Source organism: Nocardia sp. CDC159 (assembly GCF_023740735.1).
Lineage (GTDB): Bacteria > Actinomycetota > Actinomycetes > Mycobacteriales > Mycobacteriaceae > Nocardia > Nocardia pulmonis.
The window spans coordinates 71,629-95,026 of record NZ_JAMRXH010000016.1; the positions used below are offsets into that span (position 1 = coordinate 71,629).

Consider the following 23,398-nt stretch of genomic DNA (forward strand, 5'->3'; position numbering starts at 1 on the left):
CGTCAGGAACCGGCGGCCTCGATGCCCTTCTTCATGCCGGTGACGGCGTCGTCGACCGACTTGTTACCGGTCAGGGCAGCATAGGCATTGTCCTGGATGGCCTTCGAGACCGCGTTGTAGTACGGCGTGACCGGCCGCGGCACCGCGCTGGCGATCGAATCCTTGAGCGCGGGCAGATAGGGGAACTTCGCGATCAGGGCCGGATCGTCGTACAGCGAGGCGCGCACGGGCGGGAACGCGCCCTCGGCGACGATGCGCTGGGCGTCCTCACTGATCAGGAAGCGCAGGAAGTCCAGCGCGGTGGCCTTGTGCTTGGAGAAGGCGCTGATGGCCGCGTTGTAACCACCGAGCGTGGACGCGCCGATGCCGTCCTTGCCGGGCAGCGGCGCGACGGCCGTATCGCCCTTGACCACCGAGGTATCCGCGTTGGCCACGCCGAAGAAGTTCGGCCAGGTGCGCAGGAACAGCAGTTTGCCCTGGGCGAAGGCGTTCTGGCTCTCCGGCTCCTTGAAGGAGATGGCCTCCTTGGGGATGTCGCCGTTCTTGTAGGCGTCGACGAGCACCTGCAAACCCGCGCGCGACTGCGGGCTGTCCACCGTCGGGGTCTTGCCGTCCGGGCCGACGAAGGTGCCGCCGTAGGCGTTGATGACCTCGGCCGAGTTCACGGTCAGACCCTCGTAGGGCGCGAATTGCCCGGCGTAGCAGCCGATCCCCTTCTCGCGGGCGATATTGCAGTTGTTCAGCAGCTCCGACCAGGTCTTGGGCGGGTTGGGCACCAGATCCTTGCGGTAGTACAGCAGGCCGCCGTTGGTGTTGCGCGGCGCGGCGTAGAGGGTGCCCTTGTAGGTCGCGCTGGCCACGGTCGGCGACAGCAGCGTCGAGGTGTCGATCGAGAAGGAATCCTTCAGCGGCTGAATCCAGCCCTTGGCGGCGAATTCGGCCGTCCACGGCACGTCCAGCGCCATCACGTCGTAGTCGGACTGCTTGGCCTTCAGGTGCTGGGCCAGGTCGTCGTACTGCTGGGAGGCGTCGTTGGACTGCTCCTTGAAGGTGACCTTCTCGTCCGGATGCGCGGCGTTCCACCGCTCGATGAGGTTCTTCACCGCACCGGTCTCGGTGGTGTCCTTGCCCTCCACATAGGTGATCGGGCCGCGGCCGTCGAGATTTTCGGAGGTCGGGTTGTTGCCGCCACCGCTTCCGCACGCACTCGCGAAGGTCGCGGTCAGCAGCGCGGCCGAGGCGACGGCCAGCGCGGCGCGGGACACGAGGGACGAGCGTCGTGACGACACCGTGTTCAAAGCCATCGATACTCCAGAGTCGAAGACGAGTACAGCCGCCTAACCGTGAGCGCGAGCACACTCAGCCGGTTGCACAAGGCAAGATACATTGTCTACACCGGATTGTGTCGTCCGGTTCTCGTATCCTGACTGGCGATGTCGACCCAGCTGACTCAGGACAAACTGCTCACCCGCATCGGCGGGCTGCTGCGCCAGGCCGAGTCGACCGACAACGAACACGAGGCCGAGGCGTTTCTCGCTGCCGCACAACGGCTCGCGACCCGTTCGTCGATCGATCTGGCGGTGGCGCGCGCCCATGTGGCCGGGCGGGAGCGCCGGGCCACGCCGGTGCAGCGCATCATCCCGATCGGCGAGGCCGGTAAACGGGGGCTGCGCACCTATGTGCAGCTGTTCGTGGCGATCGCCGCGGCCAACGACGTGCGCTGCGATGTGGCCCGCTCGTCGACCCAGGTGTACGCCTACGGATTCGACACCGACATCGCCACCTGCGAGGCGCTCTACACCAGCCTGCTGGTCCAGATGGTGCGGGCCTCGGATCACTACATCAAATCCGGGCAGTACAAGTCGGCGACGGTGGAGAAGGTGGTCGTCGAGAAGCGCTGGGGCCGAAAAGTTCGGCGGCGCATACAGGCACCTGTCGCAGCTGTGACGGCGCGATTGAATTTCCAGATGGCCTTCGCCGCGCGGGTCGGTAAGCGCCTGGCCGAGGTGAAGGCCGATGTCGAGGCCGAGGCGAAGGCCGAGCCCGTGGCCGCCGCGGGCACCGCGGTGGCGCTGCGCGACAAGGAACTCGAATTGCACGACTTCTACAGCCGCACCTCCGAGGCGCGCGGGACGTGGCGGGGCCCGCAGGAATCGGCGAGCTATTCGTCCGACGCCCGCCGCGCCGGGGATCGGGCCGGGCGCGCCGCGCGCCTGGGAACCGCGCCCGAACTGGGCGCCGCTCGCGGGCAACTCGGCTCCGGTCGATGAGCCCACGCGACGCCCAGCGGGCCCGGGTCTACGACGGGGAGGGGCTGGTGCGGCGCATGTTCGACCGTGCCGACCAGACCGGGGTGCGCACGGTCGTGCTGCACGGCTCGCAGCTCACGCTGCCGGTCGAGCGACGGTTCGCCTCGGTGGCGTCGGTGCAGGACTATGCCGATCGCGTGCTGGCGCTGAATTGGGTTCGCACGCAATGGGATCGGTCCACCGCGCCGCTGACCGTCCGCGCCCGTGCGGGTACCACCGCCGCGCATTACGAGTCCGATCGCGCCGTCCTGGCCGTTCCGCTGCATACCCGCGGAACCGCCTGGGCCCTGCGGGAATTGGTGATCCTGCACGAACTCGCCCATCACCTCGAGCCGGTACCCGCCGAGCTGGCTCCGCACGGCCCCGAATTCTGCACCCGCTATGTCGAATTGGTCGACGGTGTGATCGGCCCCGAGGCCGCCCTGATCCTGCGCACCACGCTGCTCGGCTGCGGCGTGCGGCTGGGCTGAATTTTTTTCGATAAGGGGTGCGGCTGTCCGAAAAGGCGGATGACGTGCCGACCCCGGCGTGGCACCGTCTAGGGGGAGAGGTTGCGGTGCGATTCGAAGGGAGTGGCGATGAAGCTCGAGGCCGGGCAGGTAGCGGTGATCACGGGGGCCGCGAACGGGATCGGGGAGGCGCTGGCGCGGGAGCTCAGCGGGCGCGGATTGCGTGTTGTGCTGGCCGATCTCGAGGATGAGCGGCTCGCCGAGGTGGTCGACGGGCTCGACGGCGAGGCGGTGGCGGTGCCGACCGATGTCGCCGACGCCGACCAGGTGCAGCGGCTGGCCGATACCGCGCTGGACCGCTTCGGCGCGGTGGACCTGCTGTTCAACAACGCGGGAATGGGTGTGGGCGGGCCGATTTGGCAGGTGAGCGCCGAACAGTGGCAGCGGGTGCAGGCCGTGAACGTGGGTGGGGTGGTCAACGGTATCCGCTCCTTCGTTCCGGCCATGGTGGCGGCGGGGCGCGGGCACGTCGTCAATACGGCCTCGGTGGCGGGCATCACCGCCGGTGCGTTCAACGCCCCCTATATCGTCAGCAAACACGGGGTGGTGGCCCTGTCGGAATCACTGCAGGCCGAATTGTCCATCGTGGCACCGGGAGTCGGCGTCACCGTCGTATGCCCCGGCCCGGTCGACACTCGATTGCTTCGCGGGCTCCTCGACGCCGTCGAGGGGCTGACGCCCGAGCGGCTGCGGGGCGTCCCCGGCGCGGAGTGGATGGCCGAGTTCACCCCCGAGCAGTGGGAGCGATTCCGGCCCGGCGTCGAAATGCTCGCCGCGATGAAGGAGGACGTCGTGTCGGCCGCGCGCGCCGCCGAGATGATTCTCACCGCGGTCGAATCCGATCGGCTCTACGTCACCACCCATCCGGGCTACGCCGTGGCGGCGCGGGACCGCGTCGAGCGCATGATCACCGATCTGGAGGCGTCGGCCTGAGTGGTCGTGCCGCGGGGGCGGCGGCTTTACACTGCTGAGAATTCGTTGGGGACGAACGATGAGGGGGGATCATGGCGGGTGCGCCGGAAACGATCGAGCTGGGGACGATCGACGGTGTCCAGTTCGCGGTGGCGGAGACGAGTGAGCCGTGGGCGCTGGAGATCGATGCGATCGTCGTCTCGGTGGGCAGTGGTCTCGGCCTGCTGGGTGGTGCGTTGCGAAACCGATTCCCGGACGCGGCATGGGATGAAATCCCGTATCGGGCGGTGACTTCCGAGCAGCCGTATGTGCTGCCCCTGCCCGCCGCCGCGCGGCCGGGTATGCCGCTCGCGCGCGCGATCCTGGTCAGCGTGCACGGGCGGGAGGTCCAGCTCAACGGCATTGCCACCGGTGATGTCACCGATGAGTCGGTGCATGCCGCCACCGTCCGATCGCTCGAGGTGGCGCGCGCGACCGGCGCGCGTGCGATCGGACTGCCGCTGCTCGCGACCGGAGCTCTCGGACTTCCGGCCCGGTCGGTGGCGCGGGTGATGGTTCCGGCGGCGGTCGCGACGATGCGGAAGATGACCGAGCGCGGCGCGGACAAGTTGATCTTCATCTGCCAGCGAGACGTGGCCGTCGAGGCCATTCGGGCCGAGTTCGAAGCGGTCGCGGCGGCCGTGGCCAGCCCCGAGCTCGCCGGCGGGGTCTGCAGCGATCTGGTCGATCCCAACCGCGGAATTCCGTTGTCCCACGATCGGCTCGGCGTCGCACCCTATGTCTCGATGCTCGCCACCGTCATCGCCGACCAGGCCACACCGTTGCCGCTGTCGCTGGGCGTCTTCGGCGAATGGGGCTCCGGAAAGAGCTTTTTCATGGCGATGCTGCGCGATCGGATCGACGGACTCGCCATGTCCGGCAATCCGCGCTACTGCCGGGAGATCGTCCAGATCGGTTTCAACGCCTGGCATTACACCGATACGAATCTGTGGGCCAGCCTCGGTGACGAGATATTCCGGCAGCTGGCCGGCACCGGTGCGAGCGCGTCGGATCGGGCCGAACGGCTGCGGGCCGAGCTGGCCGAGCGTCTGGACCAGCGTCGTCAGCTGGAGCTGGCCACGGAGCAGGCGCGTGCCACGGTGGCGCGGTTGCAGGCGCAGGTCAACGAGGCGGTGGCGCGCCGTGAGAGCACGGCGCTGAATCTGCTGGACGCCCTGCGCAATTCGGAGACCTTCCGGCACACCACCGACCTGCTGTGGCGTGAACTCGGTATCGCCGATGCCAAGGAGCAGGCGCACGTCCTGGTCGGCGAGCTGGACGGTTCGCTCGACGAGGCCGATACGCTGCGCCGGGCGTCGCGGTCCCGGATCGGCCTGCTGTCGCTGACCGCGGCGGTGGCGCTGCTGGGTCTCGGCCTGCTGATTCCGGCCCTGGCCGCCGGGATGAAGAACTATCTTGCCCTCGGTTCGGGCCTGTCCGCGTTGGTGACCGGGCTCGGCGGCCTCGCCTATCTGGCGAGCCGGGGCCATTCGGGGCTGCGCAAACTCCGGCAGCTGAGCGAGGAACTGCGCGGCGAGATGCACGATGCGGCCGAGCGCGCGGTCGGCGACCAGATGGCGGGCACCCTGGCCAAACTGCGTGCGGCCCAGGCGGATCAGCGCGTCGCCCAGGCCCAGCTCGACGATGTCATCGCGCATGTGGGTGAGCTCGGCCGTCGCCTCGCCCAGCTCGCGCCCGGGCAGCGGCTCTACACCTTCCTCGCCGAGCGCGCCCAGGGCGACGCCTACGCCGGCAACCTCGGCCTGGTCTCGACGATTCGAAAAGACTTCGAGCAACTCGTCACCCTCATGAACGAATGGCGTGCCGATCCCCACCCCGCGGACGGCCGCCGCCCGATCGACCGGGTGGTGCTCTACATCGACGATCTCGATCGCTGCTCCCCCGCACAGGTCGTGGACGTGCTGCAGGCCGTGCATCTGCTGCTGGCCTTCGAATTGTTCGTCGTCGTGGTGGGTGTGGATCCGCGCTGGCTGCTGCGCTCGCTGCGCAGCCGGTACGCCGATCTGCTGCTGGCCGATGCGGCCGACGACAACAACGCGCACTGGCATTCGCCCGAGGACTATCTGGAGAAGATCCTGAACGTCCCGCTGATCCTGCCGCGCATGTCGGCCGGTGGTCTCGGCAGATTGCTGCAGTCCTTCGCCGGTCCGCCACCCGGGCCGCAGCGCGAGGAATCCGGCGCGGTGAATACGAGGGCGCCGCTGCGGGGCAGGCCGATGGCGAGCGACGACGTGGCATCGATCCCGATCGAGCCCGGCTCCGAGGTCGCGACCCAGCAACTGAATCCGATCGCGGCCGAGCCGCCGCACCCGCTCACCGAACCGGAGTTGACGGTGCTGGGCGCCTTCGATCTGTTCGTGGAGACGCCGCGTGAGGCCAAGCGAATGCTCAACCTCTATCGGATGATTCGGGCGACCCGCGATCTGTCCTCGTCGTCGCGATTCCTCGGCCTCGACGGGCGGCCGGGTGAGTTCGAGGCCGTGGCGGTGCTGCTCGGCATGCTGGCCGCGCAGTCGTGTGTGCTCGGTGCGATGTTCGACGCCACCCCGAATCCGGGCGCTCGCATCGGTGGTGGGCTGGCCCATCGGCGTCCCGATCTGGCCTGGTCCGATTTCGTCGCCGATCTCGAACCGCGCTGGTCGGGCAGCGGGCGATCGAACGGCATCGTCGGCACGGTGCCCGACAACCATGTCGCGCACTGGTACCGGTTGTATCGGGGCCTGCTGACCGTCAGCAAGGTGATCACCTTCACAGATTTGCGGGATCTGCAGCTCTGGCTGCCCCGGATCCGCTGCTTCTCCTACGTCATCCTGCCCGCCGTCGCTCCCCCGCCCGCCGATGCGGTCCGGGATCCGGCCTGGATCGAATACTCACATTAGTGAGCGCACCCGGTCCAGCCGCGCGCGCCACCACCGCTCGCGCTCCGGATCCGGGTGGCGCAAGCGCGCGAGCAGCTCCGGATCCGGCCGCGGGGGCCCGACGGGAACGGGGAGGTAGCCATCGACGGGGCGCAGCGAGTCGTCGACCACATCGCCCTCGAACAGGTCGATCGTGCCCAGGCCGCAGGCGAATTCGAGGTCGGGAAGGGCGGCGGCGAGGGCGAGCTGGGCGCCGAGCCCGATGCTGGTCTCCAGTGCCGAGGACACCACACAGGGCAGCCCGGCCGCCTCGGCGACCCGCAGGGCGCGGCGGACACCGCCGAGGGGAGTGCATTTCAGGACGGCGATATCGGCGGCCCCGGCGACGGCCACGCGCAGCGGATCCTCGGCCCGACGGATGGATTCGTCGGCGGCGATGCGGACATCCACGCGGCGGCGCACCGCGGCCAGTTCCTCGATCGATCGGCACGGCTGCTCGACGTACTCCAAACCGCCTGCGGCACGGTCGATTCGGCCAATGTGCGACACCGCGGTGTCCACATCCCAGACCGCATTGGCATCCACCCGGATCGCCCCGCCGGGGCCGAGCGCGTCCCGGACGGCGGCCACTCGGTCCAGATCCTCCGGCAGGGAATCGAGATGGTCGGCCACCTTGACCTTGGCGGTGCGGCAGCCGGAGCCGGCGACGATGGCGTGGGCACGCTCGGGATCCACCGCGGGCACCGTGCAGTTGACGGGGATGCGTTCGCGCCGGGGCTCCGGCCAGCCGATCGTGATCTGTTCGACGGCGGTGGCCAGCCAGTTCGCGGCCTCCCGGTCGTCGTATTCGGGGAACGGGCAGAACTCGCCCCAGCCGAGTGGGCCCTCGAGCAGCACGCCCTCCCGCACGGTGATACCGCGAAAGCGGTTCCGCAGCGGTATGGCGTAGACGACGGCGGCTTCCCAATTCGGCTGGTCGCTCACCGGCTCACCCTATCGCCGTGCGTGGCCTACAGCCGCTCGTAGATGGTGGCGTTCGCCAAACCGCCCGCCTCGCACATGGTTTGCAGGCCGTAGCGAGCACCGCGCTCGCGCATGGCGTGGACGAGGGTGGTGGCCAGGCGGGCGCCGGAGGCGCCCAGCGGATGGCCCAGCGCGATCGCTCCGCCGTTGACATTGACCCGGGACAGATCCGCGCCGGTGTCGTGTTGCCAGGCCAGCACCACCGAGGCGAACGCCTCGTTGATCTCGATCAGATCCATATCCGCCAGCCGCAGCCCGGCGCGCCGCAGCACCTTGTGGGTGGCGGGGATGACCGCGGTGAGCATCAGCAGGGGATCGTCGCCGGCCACCGCGAAGCTGTGCAGCCGGGCGAGCGGGCGCAGGCCGAGCTGCCGTGCCCTCTCCCCGCTCATGATCAGCAGCGCCGCACTGCCGTCGTTGATCTGGCTGGCGTTGGCGGCGGTGACGTTCCAGCCGATTTCGGGGAAGCGGGCGGCGTATTCGTCGCTGTAGTACGCGGGGCGCAGACCCGCCAGGGTCTCCAGCGTGCTGCCCACGCGAATGCCCTCGTCGGTGGTGAGTCCGGCGATCGGGGCGAGTTGGGCGTCGAAGGAGCCGTTCTTCGTCGCGGTGGCGGCCTTTTCGTGACTGGCGAGGGAGAACTCGTCCATGGCGGTGCGGCCGATGCCCCAGCGCGCGGCGATCAGCTCGGCGCTGATGCCTTGCGGGACGAGGTCTTCCGGATAGCGCTCGCGGAACGCCGCTCCTTCGAGGTCGGTCGCGCCGATCAGGTTGGAGCCCATCGGCAATCGGCTCATCGACTCCAGTCCGGCGGCGACGACCACATCGTAGGCCCCCGAGATCACGCCCTGCGCCGCGAAGTGGACGGCCTGCTGACTGCTGCCGCACTGCCGATCGACCGTGGTGGCGGGCACCGATTCCGGATATCCCGCGGCCAGTGCGGCCCGGCGGGTCACATTGGCGGCCTGCTCCCCGACCTGGGTGACCACACCGCCGATCACGTCATCGATGAGCTCCGGATCGATGCCGCTGCGCCGGACCACCTCGCGCAGGCTGTGCGCGAGCAGATCCACCGGATGCACGTCGTGCAGCGCGCCGGTCGGCTTGCCCTTGCCGATGGGGGTGCGTACGGCCTCGACGATCACTGCGTCTCTCATGGGATGTCCTTCCGGGATCGCGACGATGCGATATCAAACTATCGTTCCCTATAGTCAGATTAGGAGCTGACAATAGTTGTCGCAAGTCAGGAACGGTATGATGAGCGCCATGTCCGCAGTACTGGAAGGGCCGCTCCGCGACCTGAACAAGTGGAAGCCCACCGATTGCTCGATCGTCAAGGCGCTCGACATCGTCGGCACCCGCTCCGCGCTGCTGATCCTGCGCGAGGCCCTCTACGGCACCACCCGCTTCGACGGTTTCGCCGCCCGCGTCGGCATCACCGACGCCGCCGCCTCCGCCGCCCTCCGCAAACTCACCGACGCCGACATCCTGCGCAAACAGCCCTACCAGGAGGAGGGCAAACGCACCCGCCACGAATACGTCCTGACCGAAAAGGGCCGCGACCTGATCCCCGTCGTCATCGCCCTATGGCAATGGGGCGACAAATACCTCCAAAACGGCGTCCCCCCACTGGAACGCCTGGAAGACGCCACCGGCGCGCCCATCCGCGTAGAAATCCGCAGCCCCTCCGGCACCGAGGTCCCCCTGGAGGGCATAAGAATCCGCCTCAACAGGGCCTGGAAACAAAGGCGCCCAACCAAACCCACCCCAACCCCCTAACCCAACCACCGTCGGCGAGCGTCCCCAATTCCCACGCCGTCCGCCAGCACCCCCAATACCCACGCCGTCCGCCAGCACCCCAATACCCACGCCGTCCGTCAGCACCCCCATTGCCCCGCACCGTCCGCCCAGCGGGCGGTGCGGGGCGCGGGTTCAGTTGAGGCGCTTGCCCGTTGCCGGTTCGAAGAAGTAGATGTGTTCCTCGGAGGCGGTCAGGTTGAGCTTTTCGCCCTTGGCGGGGGGCTTGCGCCAGTCGGCGCGGGCGACGATGGTTTCGCCGGTGCCGGGGCCGGATTCGCCGAGGCTGCGGCCGTAGACATAGGCGTCGGAGCCGAGTTCCTCGACCACGTCGACCTCCATGGCGACGCCGACGGAGGTGCTGAGTTCGAGGTGTTCGGGGCGGATTCCAACGACGAGCGTGCCGTCGCTGGCGTCGGCGACGGTGCGCGGGACCGGCAGGGCGTGGCCGCCGAGGGTGACCGCGCCGCCCGAGACCGGCAGGGTAAACAGGTTCATGGCGGGGGAGCCCATGAAACCGGCCACGAACAGATTCGCGGGATCGCGGTACAGGTCGCGCGGGGCCGCGCACTGCTGCAGCAGGCCGTCTTTCAGCACCGCCACACGGTCGCCCATGGTCATGGCCTCGACCTGGTCGTGGGTGACGTAGACGGTGGTGGTGCCCAACCGGCGCTGCAACTGCGCGATCTGGGTGCGGGTCTGCACGCGCAGCTTGGCGTCGAGATTGGACAGCGGCTCGTCCATGAGGAACACCTGCGGCTGGCGCACGATCGCCCGGCCCATCGCCACGCGCTGGCGCTGACCGCCGGACAGCGCCTTGGGCTTGCGGTCCAGGTACTGCTCGAGATCCAGCAGTTTGGCCGCCTCGCGGACGCGCTGCTCCTTCTCGGCCTTGGGCACCTTGGCCATCTTCAGCGCAAAGCCCATGTTCTCGGCCACGGTCATATGCGGATAGAGCGCGTAATTCTGGAACACCATCGCGATATCGCGCTCCTTGGGCTCGGCGTGGGTGACATCCCGGTCGCCGATCAGGATGCGCCCGCCGTCGACGTCCTCGAGCCCGGCGAGCATGCGCAGCGAGGTGGACTTGCCGCAGCCGGACGGGCCGACCAGAACCAGGAATTCGCCGTCGGCGATCTCCAGATTCAGCTCGTCCACAGCGGGTTTGGCGGCGCCCGGGTACAGCCGGGTCGCGCGGTCGAAGGTGACCGTGGCCATGCGAAATCAATCCCTTCACCGGCAGGAACGTGCCGGACGATCCGAGTAGAGGGGGTGCGGCGGTGGCCGCGGCTCGAATATTAACCGCTGCGGCCCCCGAAACAACGGCGATGCGGACAATCCCGCGCCGCGAGTAGCCTCGGGAACGGCCCACAACCAGGACGAGGAGCGCTTCCTATGAGCCGACCGATCCGCATCGGAGTTCAGCTGCAACCGCAGCACGCCCCCCGCTACGACCTCATCCGCGATGCCGTGCGCCGCGCCGAGGACGCGGGTGTCGACATCGTGTTCAACTGGGATCACTTCTATCCGCTCTCCGGCGACCCCGCGGGCGAGCACTTCGAATGCTGGACCATGCTCGCCGCCATCGCCGAGCAGACCGAACGCGTGGAACTCGGCGCACTGGTCACCGGCGGCGGCTACCGCAACCCCGACCTGCTCGCCGATATGGCCCGCACCGTCGACCACATCTCGAGCGGTCGCCTGATCCTCGGCATCGGCGCGGGCTGGTTCCAGCGCGACTACGACGAATACGGCTACGAATTCGGTACCCCGGGAACGCGTCTGGCGCTGCTGAAGGAGTACCTGGTTCGCATCGACGCCCGCCTGAAGAAGCTCAACCCGCAACCGCTGCGTGAGATCCCGATCCTGATCGGTGGCGGCGGCGAGAAGAAGACGCTGCGCCTGGTCGCCGAATACGCCGACATCTGGCACACCTTCGCGGATGTGGATGTGCTGGAACGCAAGTCGAAGATCCTCGCCGACCACTGCGCCGACGTCGGCACCGATCCGGCCACCATCGAACGCTCGGTGGAGTGGCCGGGCGCCGCGCGGGCCGACACCCTCGTCGAGGCGGGCGCGACGCTGTTCACCATCGGCTCCAGCGGACCCGACTACGACCTGTCCGAGGTGGAAGCGGCCATCCGCTGGCGGGATCAGCGCGCCGGATAGTTCCGAATCATCCTGATTCCATTACTTCCTCATCGGTGTGGCACGCCTCACCATGGCTGCTGATCGCGGGAGACCGCGCCGCGATCGGCAGCGATGAGGGAGTGCGTCATGAGCGAGCCGGGCCCCGTCCCCAGCGAGCGCCCGCCGGTGTGGGAGCGCATCGGCCTCGACTGGTGGGCGGTGATCGTGGCCGGTGTCATCACCCTGGCGGCGGTCACCGGCGTGCTGCCGACGATTCCGTGGTGAGCGCGATGGCCACCGAAACGAATTCGCCCGCAATCGAATCCACGCAGCGCCCCGCCCTCCTCGCCTACCTGCCCGGCATTCTCCTCTTGATCGCCATCGGTCTGCTCGGCAAATACACCCAGATCTGGGTGAACTCGTTCGTCAAGGCCCACCACTGGCGCTTTCCGGATATCGAATATGTGCTCTGGGCAATACTTTTCGGCCTGATCATTGCCAATACTGTTGGAGTGCCGAAGATCTTCCGTCCCGGCATCGGTACCTACGAGTTCTGGCTGAAGATCGGCATCGTCGCACTGGGCTCGCGCTTCGTACTCGGCGATATCGCCGAACTAGGCGGCACCAGCTTCGTGCTGATCTTGATCGATATGACCGTGGCGGGCGCGATCATCCTGACCGTGGCCCGGCTGCTGGGTTTGTCCGGCAAGCTCGGCTCGCTGCTGGCCGTCGGCACCTCGATCTGTGGCGTCTCGGCGATCGTGGCTACCCGTGGCGCGATCCGCGCCCGCGACTCGGAGGTGAGCTACGCGATCGCCGCCATCCTCGCCCTCGGCGCGGTCGCGCTGTTCACCCTGCCCGCCATCGGCCACGGGCTGGACCTGACCGATCACGAATTCGGGCTGTGGGCCGGGCTGGCGGTGGACAACACCGCCGAGACGACCGCCACCGGCTACGCGTACTCCGACGCCGCGGGCAAGCTCGCGGTGCTGGTGAAATCCACCCGCAACGCGCTGATCGGTTTCGTCGTGCTCGCCTTCGCGCTGTACTGGGCCGCTCGCGGCGAGGCCGAGGTCCTCGCGCCCGGGCTGCGGGCCAAGGCGGCGTTCGTGTGGGCGAAGTTCCCCAAGTTCGTACTCGGCTTCCTGGCCGTCTCGGCGTTGGTGACCGCGCACTGGCTGGACAAGTCCCAGATCACCAACCTCGGCAACGTCTCGAAGTGGGCATTCCTGCTCACCTTCGCGGGTGTCGGACTCAATACCAACTTCCGGGAGCTCGGCCGCACGGGCTGGCGGCCGCTGGCGGTGGCCGTGGTCGGCCTGGTGGTGGTCGCCACCGTGTCACTCGGCCTGGTGCTGTTCACCGTGCGGGTGCTGCACTGGGGCGTGGTCGGCTGACCGATATCGCCCGGCTAATGTTCTCGGCTATGGCACGTTTGCCCGTATCTCGATCCCGTGCGCTGCTCGCGGTGGTGTCGGCCGTCACCCTCCTGATGCTGACGGCCTGCGGCTCCGATAGCAGCAACTCATCGGCAAGCCGTGACCTCTGTGCCCCGCCGGGCGTGGCGTCGGCCTCCTCGGCGCCGACGAATCTGGCCTCGGGCGCCTCGGCGGGCAGTGACCGCTACACCACAGCGAATACCGTGCCGCTGGATCGGATCGATACGAACAAGCTCGGCCTGCTCACCCCCGGCAAGCTCAGCGTCGGGACACTGTCGGACGCTCCACCGAGCATCTGCGTGAACTCGGCGGGCGCCTTCACCGGCTTCGACAACGAGTTGCTGAAGGCGATCGGCGCGAAGCTGGGCCTGCAGGTGCAATTCTCCGGCACCGAATTCGCGGGCCTGCTGGCGCAGGTGGCCAACGGGCGCTTCGACGTCGGCTCGTCGAGCATCACCACCACCGACGCCCGCCGCCAGCTGGTCGGTTTCACCAATGGCTACGACTTCGGCTACTTCTCGCTGGTCGTGCCGAACGGCAGTGCGCTGAAGGGCTTTTCGGATCTGCGGCCCGGCGTGCGGATCGGCGTGGTGCAGGGCACGGTGCAGGACGAGTACGTGGTCAACACCCTGCGCCTGGACCCGGTCAAGTTCCCGGACTACAACACCGCCTACGCGAATCTGAAGTCCGGTCAGATCGACGCCTGGGTCGCGCCCTCGGCCCAGGCCACCGGCACGATCAAGCCCGGCGATCCGACCTCGATCGTGCAGAACACCTTCAGCCTGGACAACTTCACGGCGTGGGCGGTGCGCAAGGACAATCAGCCGCTGATCGACGCCCTCAACGCGGGCCTGGACGCCGTTATCGCCGATGGCACCTACGCGCGACTGTACTCGGAATGGGAGCCGCGGCCGCTGCCCCCGGGCTGGAAGCCGGGCTCGAAAGCCGCTGCCACACCTGAACTTCCGGACTTCGACAAGATCGCGGCCGAACACCAGCGCAGTGATACGCCGCAGGCCGCGCCGAAATCCACCCTGGCGCAACTGAAGGACACGTTCTTCGATTGGTCGCTGTACCGCAAGGCCTTTCCGGACCTGCTCGCGACCGGTCTGCCGAACACGCTGATCCTGGCGCTGGTCTCGGGCGCGCTCGGCACCGTCATCGGCATGCTGCTGGCGGTCGCGGGCATCTCGCGCACGCGCTGGTTGCGCTGGCCCGCGCGGGTGTACACCGATATCTTCCGCGGCCTGCCCGCGGTGGTGATCATCCTGCTGATCGGCCTGGGCATCGGCCCGGTGGTCAAGAATGTGACCGGCAACAATCCGTACTGGCTGGGCGCGGTCGCGCTGGCGCTGTTGGCGGCCGCCTATATCGGCGAGATCTTCCGCTCCGGCATCCAATCGGTGGAGGCCGGACAATGGAGGCGGCGCGGGCCATCGGCTTCGGTTACCGGCAGGCCATGACGCTGGTGGTGATTCCGCAGGGCGTGCGACGGGTGCTGCCCGCGCTGATGAACCAGTTCATCGCGCTGATCAAGGACTCCTCGCTGATCTACTTCTTGGGTCTGCTGGCGACCCAGCGGGAACTGTTCGCGGTCGGCCGAGACCTCAACGCCCAGACCGGAAATCTGTCCCCGCTGGTGGCGGCCGGTCTGATGTACCTGCTGCTCACCATCCCACTCACCCATCTGGTGAACTACATCGACCGGCGGTTGCGCACCGGTCGTGCGGAGGATCCGATCGATCCGGTCGAACAGGCCGTCATCACGGAAGGGCGCGGAGCGTGACCGGTCAAGACCCGGAGGAGGCAGCAGCGTGCGTAACCACGGAGGGCCTCCGGTCATGCTCGAAAGGACAGAGCGCATGAGTGAATTCCGTAGTTCCTCGCTCACCGGTACCGGACTGCATCTGACCCTCGGACGCAACAAGGTGTTGCGCGGGATCGACATCCACGTCGATGCCGGGAAGACGACCACGGTCATCGGCCCGTCCGGCTCCGGCAAATCCACGCTGCTGCGGGTGCTGAACCGGCTGCACGAGCCGGATGCCGGTGATGTGCTGATCGACGATGTCTCGGTGCTCACCGAGAATCCGGATCGGCTACGCCAGCGGATCGGCATGGTGTTCCAGCACTTCAACCTGTTCCCGCATATGACCGTCGCCGACAATGTGGCGCTGGGACCGCGCAAACTGCGCGGACTGTCCAAGGAGCAGGCCCGCGCGGAGGCGCTGGAACAGCTCGAGGCCGTCGGCCTGGCCGGGCGCGCCGACACCCGTCCGGCCAATCTGTCCGGCGGTCAGCAGCAGCGGGTCGCCATCGCCCGCGCGCTGGCCATGAAGCCGGAGCTCATGCTGTTCGACGAGGCCACCTCGGCGCTGGATCCGGAGCTGGTCAAGGGCGTGCTGTCGCTGATGGCCGAGCTGGCCTCGGGCGGGATGACCATGATCGTCGTGACACACGAGATGGGTTTCGCCCGTTCGGTTTCCGACAGCGTCGTGTTCATGGACGAGGGGCGGATCGTGGAATCCGGTACCCCGGACGCGATTTTCGACGCGGCCGAGACGCCGCGGTTGCGCCAGTTCCTCTCGCAGGTGCTGTAGCCGCGGGCGGCCCGGATGAGGGCAACCTAATTGGTCCAAGGTTCACTTTTTCGGCGTCGGCAACTTGCCTGCACTGTCTACGCTGCGCGCAACAGAGCGAAACCTGGAGCATGTTGTGAGTTCTCAGCCCTCGCCGCACGATGCGGCGATCAAACCGCTACCGCTGTTCGTGGAGCGGGACGGTAAGCCCAAGCGCGCGGCCATCACCTGTACCTACAAGTGCGGCAACGCCTGTGCGCACGAGGCGCCCAACACCTCGGACAACGAATACTTCGGTGATGTGGTCCGCGCGGCGTTGTCCCGGCGCGGCCTGTTCAAGGGCGGCGCCGCGGTGGTCGCGGCGCTGGGCACGGGTGGTCTGCTCGCGGCCTGCGGCGATTCCGAACCCGCCAAGACCGCCGCCGGTGGCACGCTGGTCGACGGGGTGCCGGTGGGCACCAACTTCCAGCCCGTCGCGCCGAATTCCGAGGACGCGCTCGTGGTTCCCGAGGGTTATGAGCACAATGTCGTGATCCGCTGGGGTGATCCGGTATTCGCGGACGCACCGGCATTCGATCCGGCCGCACAGACCCCCGAGGCGCAGGCCAGGCAGTTCGGCTTCAACAACGACTTCGCCGCGCTGCTGCCGGTCGAGGGGCAGGCCGACACCTACCTGCTGGTGGTCAATCACGAGTACACCACCGAACCGCAGATGTTCTTCGGCTACGACAAGGAGAACCCCTCCGCACTGCACTATCGCATCGCCCTTGCCGCACATGGCCTTTCGGTGGTCCAGGTGCGCGGGGAGGCCGCGACCGGCAGGCTCACTCCGGAATTCGGCCGGTACAACCGCCGCGTCACCGGCACCACGGAATTCGTCGTGACCGGCCCGGCCGCGGGCAGCGCGTATCTGAAGACCTCCGCCGACCCGACCGGCACCAGGGTGCTGGGCACGCTGAACAACTGCTCCGGCGGTGTGACCCCCTGGGGCACGGTGCTGTCGGGTGAGGAGAACGTCAACCAGTACTTCGCCAACGCGGGCAAGGTCGCCGACGAGCCGACCAAGGCGCGTCTGAAGCGCTACGGCTTCTCGCAGGGCGCCTCCGAACGCAAGTGGGAGCGTCACGAGCCGCGCTTCGATCTGGAGAAGGAACCCAACGAGGCCAACCGGTTCGGCTGGGTGGTGGAGTTGGATCCGTGGGATCCGGCCGCGCCCCCGATCAAGCACACCGCGCTCGGCCGGTTCAAGCACGAGGCCGCCACCATTCACGTCACCGAGGACGGCACCGTGGTCGCCTACATGGGCGACGACGAGCGGTTCGACTACATGTACAAGTTCGTGTCCGCGCGCAAGATCGCCTCCGGCGGCACGGCGGCCGATCGCCGCACGAACACCACCATCCTGGACGCGGGCACCCTCTACGTCGCCAAGTTCACCGGCGATCACCCGGACAAGATCGATGGCACCGGAAAGACGCCCTCCGACAAGGGTTTCAGCGGCACCGGGCAGTGGATTCCGCTGCTGATCACCGCCGAGGACGGCAGGGCCACCTCGCAGGTCGACGGCTTCACCGCCGAGGAGGTCGCGGTGTTCACCCGGCTCGCCGCCGACAAGGTGGGCGCCACCAAGATGGACCGGCCCGAGGATTTCGAGGCCAATCCCAAGTCCGGCAAGGTGTATGTCGCGCTCACCTACAACGAGCAGCGCGGCACCGCGGGCAAACCCGCCGTGGACGAGGCGAATCCGCGCACCGCCAACAAGTTCGGGCAGGTGCTCGAGCTCGACGACGAGCACGCGGGCACCACATTCACCTGGAGCGTGCTCATGCTCTGCGGCGATCCGAAGACGGCCGACACCTACTTCGCGGGATTCGACAAGGCCAAGATCAGCCCGATCGCCGCGCCCGACAATCTCGCCTTCGACGAGCACGGCAACCTCTGGATCTCCACCGACTCCTCCCGTGCCATGCAGGCCAACGACGGGCTGTTCTCGGTGGTGCTCGACGGGCCGAACCGCGGCGAGACCAAACAGTTCCTCACCGTGCCCTACGGCGCGGAGACCTGCGGTCCCACCGTCACGAACAAGCGGATCACGGTCTGTGTCCAGCACCCCGGCGAACGGGACGACGCCACCGCCGAGAAGCCCGCGTCGCACTGGCCCGACGGCGGCACCGGCCTGCCGCGACCGTCGGTGGTGTCGGTCTGGAAGAAGGGCGGGGGCAATATCGGCGCGTGAGCGGGCCCGGGCGGGTCGGGAGTGAAGAGCAAATGTATGGCTATTACTGTATGTGATCGGCACCACCCATCCATCCGCACTACGGAAAGAGGGGAGTTCGATGACGACAGCACATGCGCCGCATACCGACCACGCCCACAAACACGGGGAGGGGTGCGGGCACGTCGCCGTTCCGCACGGTGATCACGTCGACTACGTCCACGACGGGCATCTGCATCGCGCCCACGACGGGCACTTCGACGAATGCGAGTCGGGTGAGCACCGCGAGCACGGCGGCGGCCACGCCCACAAGCACGGCGAGGGCTGTGGACATGTGGCCATCCCGCACGGCGACCATGTGGACTACATCCACGACGGTTGCCGCCACGCCGCCCACAACGGGCACTACGACTGCCACTGATCGGGTCGGGGTACCGGGTGCGGAGCGATTTCCGGTGGGTGAGTGGGCCGCGTACCGCACGTGGCCCACTTGTTCACGCTCAGGCCATATTTGCGAAGCGCGCGAAATCACCCTGCGCTCCGCTGTACACGTTCAGATCCGTATTCCCCGCGATCCCCGGGATGCGCCCCGAATCGGTGGTCTGCCAAAAGGTCCAGGTGGGCCAGCCGCCCGGCACCTCGGGTTGTGGGTTGCCGCGGTAGTCGGCGATCCACAGCGGATAGCGGGTGAACTCGTGCGAATCGGCCATCGCCGTCTTCCAGAAGTGCGGATAGGTGTAGATGATCGGGACGCGACCGGTCAACGCCTGCACCGTGTTCAGGTATCGGTGGGTCCAGTCGACGAGCGCGGCCGGGGGCAGCCCGCCGGAATGTTCGAGATCCAGCACCGGCGGCAGATCCAGCGGCCCGTTCTGCCCGAGCACCACGCTCGCGTACAGCGCGGCCTGCGGTTCGGGCGGCAGCTGCGGGCGGGCGTAGTGGTAGGTGCCCCGGGCCACGCCGGCCGCGCGCATGAGCAGGCTGTCGGGCACGAAGTAGGGATTGATATAGGACAACCCCTCGGTCGCCTTGACCATCGCGAAATGGTGCCCGGCGGCACGCACCTCGAACCAGTTGATCAACCGGCCGTCGACGTGCTGCCAGGACGATACGTCCGGTCCGGTCGGCTGCGCGGCGGCAATGCCAGTTGCCGATAGTGTGCCCATCGCCGCCGCGAGAGTCAGTGCCAGCATTGTGCGACGTACTTCGGAGCGAGCCACTGTGCGTCGATGCATGATATGAGGGTAGGCAGTTCCGGCCGATGTGACCACAGACGCGGCTGTGCCTCGGCGAGGAAGATTGCTCGTGGCTAACCCAGCCAGTCCAAAACCGATGCGGCCGTCCACGACTGCTGCATACTGCCCAGCGGCTCGCCGGTGAACGGATCGTAGTACTCCGCGAAGCTGCCGTCGCTGGCCTGGCGCAGGCCCTCGGCCCGCAGCATGAACGATCGTTCCGCCCAGCCGCGCCGGGCGAAGACCCAGGAGAACAGCCAGCTCATCACCGGCCACACCGGTCCGCGCCAATATTCGCGCGGGCGGAAGTCCCTGGACACCGGTGAGGTGGACGGCGGCAGCGCGTAGCGCAGATCCGGATGGCCGCAGAACCGCGGACCCTCGAACAGCCGCAGCAGGCTGCGCTCGGTATCGCGACGCAGGCCGCCGCACAGCAGCGGCGCGAACATCGCCAGCGTCTCGGTCTCGATCCAGCGGCCCAGCCGCAGATCGAAGTCGCGGGCCGCGCCGCTGCGCGGATCGGTGGTGGCGATGACCCCGGCACGGAAGTAGTCGGCCCATTCGTAGAGCTCGCGCACGTCGGCGTTCGGCATCCGATAGTCCTCGCCGATACCGGCCAGCACCTCGCAGGCCAGTGCGAAGACGGCGGTCACGAAGACGTCCTCGACCGCGAAGCCCAGAGTCGAGGCCATCTGGAAATCGTCGTATCCACAGCGGCGCATCTGCTCGACCAGCCATAGGTAGCGGTCGTATTCGCGGTCGGTGGGCCGCTGCGACGGATCGACCACATGGATGTCGGCCCGCTCGTAGGGCGGCAGATCGGGACCGGGAATCACGTTCTCGTAGGCGCGATCCCAGCGCGGCGAGTTGTCCATACCCGATTCCCAGCCGTGGTACAGAGTGATGCGGCCGTTGCCCTTGGGATCGCGGGCGTGGGCGAGCCAGCGATGCCAGCGCATGAGATCGGGCCAGCGGCGATCCAGGAATCCCTCGGCGGCCGCGCGGGTGCTGCGGCCGTGCCTGCGGGAGTGGTCCAGGACGCGCTGCACGGCGATGGCGTGCACGGGTGGTTGGGTGATGCCGGAGGTGTCGGGGCCGTCGGGGGCGTTGACGGCCAGTCTGCGGCACTCCCAGCGGGCGGGGCCGGGGAAGTAGCCGTCGCGGCCGCCCGCGAACACGATGTGCGGGATCATCCCGTTCTTCCACTGCGCGGAGAGCAGGGTGTCGAGTTCGACCACCGCCCGTTCCACGCTCAGCGGGGCCAGGCCCACCGCCACGAACGCCGCGTCCCAGCTCCACATATGCGGATAGAGCTTGGGCGCGGCGCTGGTCATGGTTCCCAGGTCGTTGCCGCGCAGCAGGTAGGCCGCGCGGGCGGCCAACTGCGTCGGGGTGAAACCCGGTCCGTTCATCTCCCTATTCTGCGATGCCACCCGCAGGTATGCGCGCTGCGCGGGTTCGGCACTCGTCGGCCGGTGCGTGACCGGCAGTTGATCGGCAGTTGTCACCCTGTTCGCCTCGGTTCGTGACTGGGAATGCCTGGCTGGCCCCCGGGACAGGTGGGCTGCCGTGACCATCGTCGGGTGTGGCCGCGTGGTTACGCCAATCGGGCACTTACTACGGTGAGGGCATGGTGACCGAGAGCTCCTCTGGTAAGCCGACCGCCCTGATCACGGGGGCCAGCCGCGGGCTCGGGGCGGCCATCGCCCGCGAGCTGGCGCCGACCCATCGGCTGTTGCTGGGCGCGCGGTCGGCCGATTCGCTGACCGGCATTCTGACCGAACTGCCCGGGGCCACCGGCTGGCCGGTGGAGCTGTCCGACTACGCGGCGGTGGCGCGGGCGGCGGCCCCGATCGAGCGGCTCGATGTCCTGGTGCACAACGCGGGCGTTGCGGGGGAACTCGGGCCGATCGCCGAATCGTCGGTGCGGCAGTGGCGGGAGACGTTGGAGGCCAATCTCATTGCCGTCGCCGAGTTGACCAGGCTGCTGCTGCCCGCGCTGCGGGCCGCGAAAGGTCATGTGGTGCTGATCAATTCGGGCGCCGGGCTGCGGGCCAATCCGGGCTGGGGCGTCTATGCCGCGAGCAAGTTCGGGCTGCGGGCGTTCGGGGACGCGTTGCGGCAGGAGGAATCGGACCTGCGGGTCACCTCGATCCACCCGGGACGGATCGATACCGATATGCAGCGCGCCATCGTGGCGGGTGAGGGGCGCGAGTATCGGCCCGAGGAGTTCCTCACCGCGGAAACGGTTGCGCGGGCGGTGCGTAACGCGGTCGAGACGCCGCGGGACGCGCATCCCACCGAAATCGTGCTGCGTCCGATCGCGCGATGACCGAAGCTTCGGCGCGGCGTCATCGAATATTCACGAGATTCCGCGGGCGACCGAATATCTTTGGTGTGCTATGAGTTCGACCTTGTCCCGGCACCAGTTCCTGACGATGCTGGCGGCTGGAGCCGCCGGTGCGGCCGCGGCGATGGTCGGATCGGCGCTGGCGGAGGGAGATCCGCCGCCGAGCGGTTCGCCCGGAGGACCGCCGAGCGGTTCCGGCGGCTCGGGGAGCGCGCTGCCGAGTACGGCAACGCCCGCGCCGCCGCTGCTGCCGCCCCCGCCCGGCGGACCCAAGACGCGACTGTCGCGCGGCGCCATCACCGCCCTGCCCGGTCCGGGCCGGAGCCTGGCGCTGACCGTCGACGACGGCTCCAGCCCCGAGGTCGTCGGCGCCTACATCCGATTCGCCCGCGACACCGGCGCGCGCTTCACATTCTTCGTGACGGCGTACTACGACTCGTGGACCATCCACCGAGACGCATTGCGCCCCCTGGTCGAATCCGGCCAGATCCAACTGGCCAATCACACCTGGGACCACGCCGCCCTGACCAAACTCTCCCCCGCGGGTGTGGCCGACCAGCTCAACCGCGCAAAAGCCTTCCTGCACAACACCTTCGGCGTGGACGGCACCCCCTACTTCCGCCCGCCCTTCGGCTACCACGACCCCACCGTCGACCGCGTGGCCGCCGACTGCGGCTACACCGTCCCCACCATGTGGTACGGCTCCCTCTCCGACGCCCAACTGGTCACAGAGGATTACATCCGCCAGATGGCCCACCAGTACTTCAACCCCCAGACCATCGTCATCGGCCATGCCAACCATCCCCCGGTCACCCACTGCTACAACGACCTGGTCGCCCTGATCAAGGACCGCAACCTGTCGATGGTCACCCTCAACGACGTCCTCCTCCCGCCCGCCTGACCCAGCCTCGCTTCGCTCGGCGGGCCTGCTCTGTGGGTGGGGAGGGTCAGGGTGGGGTTTCGTAGTGGGTGATGGTTGCGGTGGCGCGGTTGTGTAGGGAGGTGCGTAGCCACTCGGGGGAGAGGACTTCTGCGTTGGGGGCGAGGTGCCATAGGGTCCATTCGGCGTGTCTGGGGTCTTGGAAGGTTGCCTGTAGGCGGGGCCAGCCGGTTGAGTCGGGTGGGGCGGGGTGGACGGTTAGGGCGATGGCCGTCAGTTCGTCTCGATGGGCTGGGTTGACTCGTAGTAGGGCGGTGACTTGGGGGCCGCCGGTTCGGAATCGGGTGGTGCGTTCTTGCCAGGCGCGGTCGAGGTCGACGCGGGCCGGTCGCTGGGCGGGTTCGGGGAGTGCCTCGGCGGCCGAGATTCGGGACAGGCGGTAGGTGCGGTCCGCGCCGGACCTCGTGGCCAGCAGGTAGGTCTGGTCGCGCACGGTGACCAGGCCGATCGGGTCGACCGTGCGCCATTTCGGGGGCTGGTCCGCGGCGGCGTAGTGGATGCGTAGTTTGTGTCCGGTGAATACCGCGCGGCGGACCGCGGTCACGATGGCGTCGGGGATCTCCTCGGCGACCAGCCGACGCGCCAAGAGGTCGGTTTCCGGGTCGATGAGCACGCGCTGGGCGGCGTCGGCCGCGGTGGCTCGATAGCTCTCGGGTAGCGCGTCGACCACCTTGCGCATGGCCGAGGCGAGCGCCGCGCCGAGGCCGAATGCCTGTGCGCCGCGCCGTGATCCGGCGACCAGCAGGGCGAGTGCCTCGTCGTGATTCAGCCCGGTGAGCTCGGTCTGGAAACCGGGGAGCAGGGCGAAGCCGCCGTGTCGGCCGCGTTCGGCGTAGACCGGGACGCCCGCGGCGGACAGCGCCTCGATATCCCGCAGCACGGTGCGGGTGGAGACCTCCAATTCGCGGGCCAGCTCGGGCGCGGACATCCGGCCGTGGCGGCGCAGCAGCAGCACCAGTGAGACCAGTCGGTCGGCGCGCATGGGAAAACTTTATCGAATACACGACACAGGATGTCGTGTTTCGTTGGAAGGCTTGTCGGC

The 23,398-nt window shown here is 68.1% G+C and carries 20 protein-coding genes and 1 pseudogene; 14 read left to right on the forward strand and 7 right to left on the reverse strand.

Annotated elements, in window-relative coordinates; all coding sequences use genetic code 11:
• Positions 1-2 precede the first annotated feature (2 nt).
• A complete protein-coding gene (locus NDR87_RS28780; protein WP_251916740.1) occupies positions 3-1,304 on the reverse strand; it encodes an ABC transporter substrate-binding protein in 1,302 nt (433 codons plus the stop codon).
• 141 nt (positions 1,305-1,445) lie between these two features.
• On the opposite strand from NDR87_RS28780, the gene NDR87_RS28785 reads away from it, so the two are divergent.
• The 4 genes from NDR87_RS28785 to NDR87_RS28800 all read left to right on the forward strand — a co-directional run bounded on the left by NDR87_RS28785 (position 1,446) and on the right by NDR87_RS28800 (position 6,669).
• Positions 1,446-2,270, forward strand: coding sequence for a DUF2786 domain-containing protein (locus NDR87_RS28785; RefSeq protein ID WP_251916878.1), 825 nt, complete (start codon positions 1,446-1,448; stop codon positions 2,268-2,270).
• Positions 2,267-2,779 carry a TIGR04338 family metallohydrolase gene (locus NDR87_RS28790; protein WP_251916738.1) on the forward strand — a complete coding sequence of 171 codons (513 nt, stop codon included), beginning with the start codon at positions 2,267-2,269 and terminating at the stop codon, positions 2,777-2,779. The genes NDR87_RS28785 and NDR87_RS28790 overlap by 4 nt, the downstream gene beginning before the upstream one ends.
• A 108-nt stretch (positions 2,780-2,887) precedes the next feature.
• The gene (locus NDR87_RS28795; RefSeq protein WP_251916736.1) at positions 2,888-3,751 is read left to right on the forward strand and encodes an SDR family NAD(P)-dependent oxidoreductase; all 864 of its coding nucleotides are present in this window, start codon (positions 2,888-2,890) and stop codon (positions 3,749-3,751) included.
• A 71-nt stretch (positions 3,752-3,822) separates the two neighbouring features.
• A complete protein-coding gene (locus NDR87_RS28800; RefSeq protein ID WP_251916734.1) occupies positions 3,823-6,669 on the forward strand; it encodes a P-loop NTPase fold protein in 2,847 nt (948 codons plus the stop codon).
• On the opposite strand, the gene NDR87_RS28805 is transcribed toward NDR87_RS28800, so the two are convergent.
• Together NDR87_RS28805 and NDR87_RS28810 are read right to left on the reverse strand one after the other, a co-directional pair.
• Complete coding sequence (locus NDR87_RS28805; protein WP_251916731.1) at positions 6,661-7,632, reverse strand: o-succinylbenzoate synthase; 972 nt, start codon at positions 7,630-7,632, stop codon at positions 6,661-6,663. The two genes, NDR87_RS28800 and NDR87_RS28805, sit on opposite strands and share 9 nt — an antisense overlap.
• A 26-nt stretch (positions 7,633-7,658) precedes the next feature.
• Positions 7,659-8,828 carry a thiolase family protein gene (locus tag NDR87_RS28810; protein ID WP_251916729.1) on the reverse strand — a complete coding sequence of 390 codons (1,170 nt, stop codon included), beginning with the start codon at positions 8,826-8,828 and terminating at the stop codon, positions 7,659-7,661.
• A 109-nt stretch (positions 8,829-8,937) separates the two neighbouring features.
• Between NDR87_RS28810 and NDR87_RS28815 the strand changes: the two genes are divergently transcribed.
• Complete coding sequence (locus NDR87_RS28815) at positions 8,938-9,450, forward strand: helix-turn-helix domain-containing protein (protein ID WP_251916728.1); 513 nt, start codon at positions 8,938-8,940, stop codon at positions 9,448-9,450.
• 153 nt (positions 9,451-9,603) lie between these two features.
• On the opposite strand, the gene NDR87_RS28820 is transcribed toward NDR87_RS28815, so the two are convergent.
• Positions 9,604-10,686 carry an ABC transporter ATP-binding protein gene (locus tag NDR87_RS28820; RefSeq protein WP_251916726.1) on the reverse strand — a complete coding sequence of 361 codons (1,083 nt, stop codon included), beginning with the start codon at positions 10,684-10,686 and terminating at the stop codon, positions 9,604-9,606.
• 177 nt (positions 10,687-10,863) lie between these two features.
• On the opposite strand from NDR87_RS28820, the gene NDR87_RS28825 reads away from it, so the two are divergent.
• The 7 genes and pseudogenes from NDR87_RS28825 (at position 10,864) to NDR87_RS28855 (ending at position 18,252) form a co-directional block, all read left to right on the forward strand.
• Positions 10,864-11,637 carry an LLM class F420-dependent oxidoreductase gene (locus NDR87_RS28825; RefSeq protein ID WP_251916724.1) on the forward strand — a complete coding sequence of 258 codons (774 nt, stop codon included), beginning with the start codon at positions 10,864-10,866 and terminating at the stop codon, positions 11,635-11,637.
• Between the two features lie 108 nt (positions 11,638-11,745).
• Entirely contained in the window at positions 11,746-11,883 is a 138-nt protein-coding gene (locus NDR87_RS28830; RefSeq protein ID WP_251916885.1) for a hypothetical protein, read from the forward strand.
• Positions 11,884-11,888: 5 nt separating this feature from the next.
• Positions 11,889-12,995, forward strand: a complete 1,107-nt coding sequence (locus NDR87_RS28835) for a YeiH family protein (protein WP_251916722.1) — start codon at positions 11,889-11,891, stop codon at positions 12,993-12,995.
• A gap of 17 nt (positions 12,996-13,012) precedes the next feature.
• Positions 13,013-14,823: pseudogene (locus NDR87_RS28840) on the forward strand (ABC transporter substrate-binding protein/permease).
• A 76-nt stretch (positions 14,824-14,899) separates the two neighbouring features.
• Entirely contained in the window at positions 14,900-15,637 is a 738-nt protein-coding gene (locus NDR87_RS28845; protein ID WP_251916720.1) for an amino acid ABC transporter ATP-binding protein, read from the forward strand.
• Positions 15,638-15,752: 115 nt separating this feature from the next.
• A complete protein-coding gene (locus NDR87_RS28850) occupies positions 15,753-17,852 on the forward strand; it encodes a PhoX family phosphatase (RefSeq protein ID WP_251916718.1) in 2,100 nt (699 codons plus the stop codon).
• 100 nt (positions 17,853-17,952) lie between these two features.
• A complete protein-coding gene (locus NDR87_RS28855) occupies positions 17,953-18,252 on the forward strand; it encodes a hypothetical protein (protein WP_251916716.1) in 300 nt (99 codons plus the stop codon).
• 79 nt (positions 18,253-18,331) lie between these two features.
• Here NDR87_RS28855 and NDR87_RS28860 read toward each other — a convergent pair whose 3' ends face one another.
• Positions 18,332-18,997, reverse strand: a complete 666-nt coding sequence (locus NDR87_RS28860) for a glycoside hydrolase family 25 protein (RefSeq protein WP_372494326.1) — start codon at positions 18,995-18,997, stop codon at positions 18,332-18,334.
• A 143-nt stretch (positions 18,998-19,140) separates the two neighbouring features.
• A complete protein-coding gene (locus NDR87_RS28865) occupies positions 19,141-20,478 on the reverse strand; it encodes a glycogen debranching protein (RefSeq protein WP_251916714.1) in 1,338 nt (445 codons plus the stop codon).
• A 218-nt stretch (positions 20,479-20,696) separates the two neighbouring features.
• On the opposite strand from NDR87_RS28865, the gene NDR87_RS28870 reads away from it, so the two are divergent.
• Together NDR87_RS28870 and NDR87_RS28875 are read left to right on the forward strand one after the other, a co-directional pair.
• The gene (locus NDR87_RS28870) at positions 20,697-21,398 is read left to right on the forward strand and encodes an SDR family oxidoreductase (RefSeq protein WP_251916712.1); all 702 of its coding nucleotides are present in this window, start codon (positions 20,697-20,699) and stop codon (positions 21,396-21,398) included.
• A 70-nt stretch (positions 21,399-21,468) separates the two neighbouring features.
• Positions 21,469-22,317: a polysaccharide deacetylase family protein gene (locus NDR87_RS28875; RefSeq protein WP_251916709.1), complete on the forward strand. Its 849-nt coding sequence runs from the start codon at positions 21,469-21,471 to the stop codon at positions 22,315-22,317.
• Positions 22,318-22,363: 46 nt separating this feature from the next.
• On the opposite strand, the gene NDR87_RS28880 is transcribed toward NDR87_RS28875, so the two are convergent.
• Positions 22,364-23,338: a YafY family protein gene (locus NDR87_RS28880; protein ID WP_251916706.1), complete on the reverse strand. Its 975-nt coding sequence runs from the start codon at positions 23,336-23,338 to the stop codon at positions 22,364-22,366.
• Between the last annotated feature and the right edge of the window lie 60 nt (positions 23,339-23,398).

Bases quoted from the DNA above. Each gene is read 5' to 3' on its own strand.
- NDR87_RS28780 (WP_251916740.1), bottom strand. From the start codon at position 1,304: ATGGCTTTGAACACGGTGTCGTCACGACGCTCGTCCCTCGTGTCCCGC.
- NDR87_RS28790 (WP_251916738.1), top strand. From the start codon at position 2,267: ATGAGCCCACGCGACGCCCAGCGGGCCCGGGTCTACGACGGGGAGGGG.
- NDR87_RS28795 (WP_251916736.1), top strand. From the start codon at position 2,888: ATGAAGCTCGAGGCCGGGCAGGTAGCGGTGATCACGGGGGCCGCGAAC.
- NDR87_RS28800 (WP_251916734.1), top strand. From the start codon at position 3,823: ATGGCGGGTGCGCCGGAAACGATCGAGCTGGGGACGATCGACGGTGTC.
- NDR87_RS28810 (WP_251916729.1), bottom strand. From the start codon at position 8,828: ATGAGAGACGCAGTGATCGTCGAGGCCGTACGCACCCCCATCGGCAAG.
- NDR87_RS28815 (WP_251916728.1), top strand. From the start codon at position 8,938: ATGTCCGCAGTACTGGAAGGGCCGCTCCGCGACCTGAACAAGTGGAAG.
- NDR87_RS28820 (WP_251916726.1), bottom strand. From the start codon at position 10,686: ATGGCCACGGTCACCTTCGACCGCGCGACCCGGCTGTACCCGGGCGCC.
- NDR87_RS28825 (WP_251916724.1), top strand. From the start codon at position 10,864: ATGAGCCGACCGATCCGCATCGGAGTTCAGCTGCAACCGCAGCACGCC.
- NDR87_RS28830 (WP_251916885.1), top strand. From the start codon at position 11,746: ATGAGCGAGCCGGGCCCCGTCCCCAGCGAGCGCCCGCCGGTGTGGGAG.
- NDR87_RS28835 (WP_251916722.1), top strand. From the start codon at position 11,889: ATGGCCACCGAAACGAATTCGCCCGCAATCGAATCCACGCAGCGCCCC.
- NDR87_RS28845 (WP_251916720.1), top strand. From the start codon at position 14,900: ATGAGTGAATTCCGTAGTTCCTCGCTCACCGGTACCGGACTGCATCTG.
- NDR87_RS28855 (WP_251916716.1), top strand. From the start codon at position 17,953: ATGACGACAGCACATGCGCCGCATACCGACCACGCCCACAAACACGGG.
- NDR87_RS28860 (WP_372494326.1), bottom strand. From the start codon at position 18,997: ATGGGCACACTATCGGCAACTGGCATTGCCGCCGCGCAGCCGACCGGA.
- NDR87_RS28865 (WP_251916714.1), bottom strand. From the start codon at position 20,478: ATGAACGGACCGGGTTTCACCCCGACGCAGTTGGCCGCCCGCGCGGCC.
- NDR87_RS28870 (WP_251916712.1), top strand. From the start codon at position 20,697: ATGGTGACCGAGAGCTCCTCTGGTAAGCCGACCGCCCTGATCACGGGG.
- NDR87_RS28875 (WP_251916709.1), top strand. From the start codon at position 21,469: ATGAGTTCGACCTTGTCCCGGCACCAGTTCCTGACGATGCTGGCGGCT.
- NDR87_RS28880 (WP_251916706.1), bottom strand. From the start codon at position 23,338: ATGCGCGCCGACCGACTGGTCTCACTGGTGCTGCTGCTGCGCCGCCAC.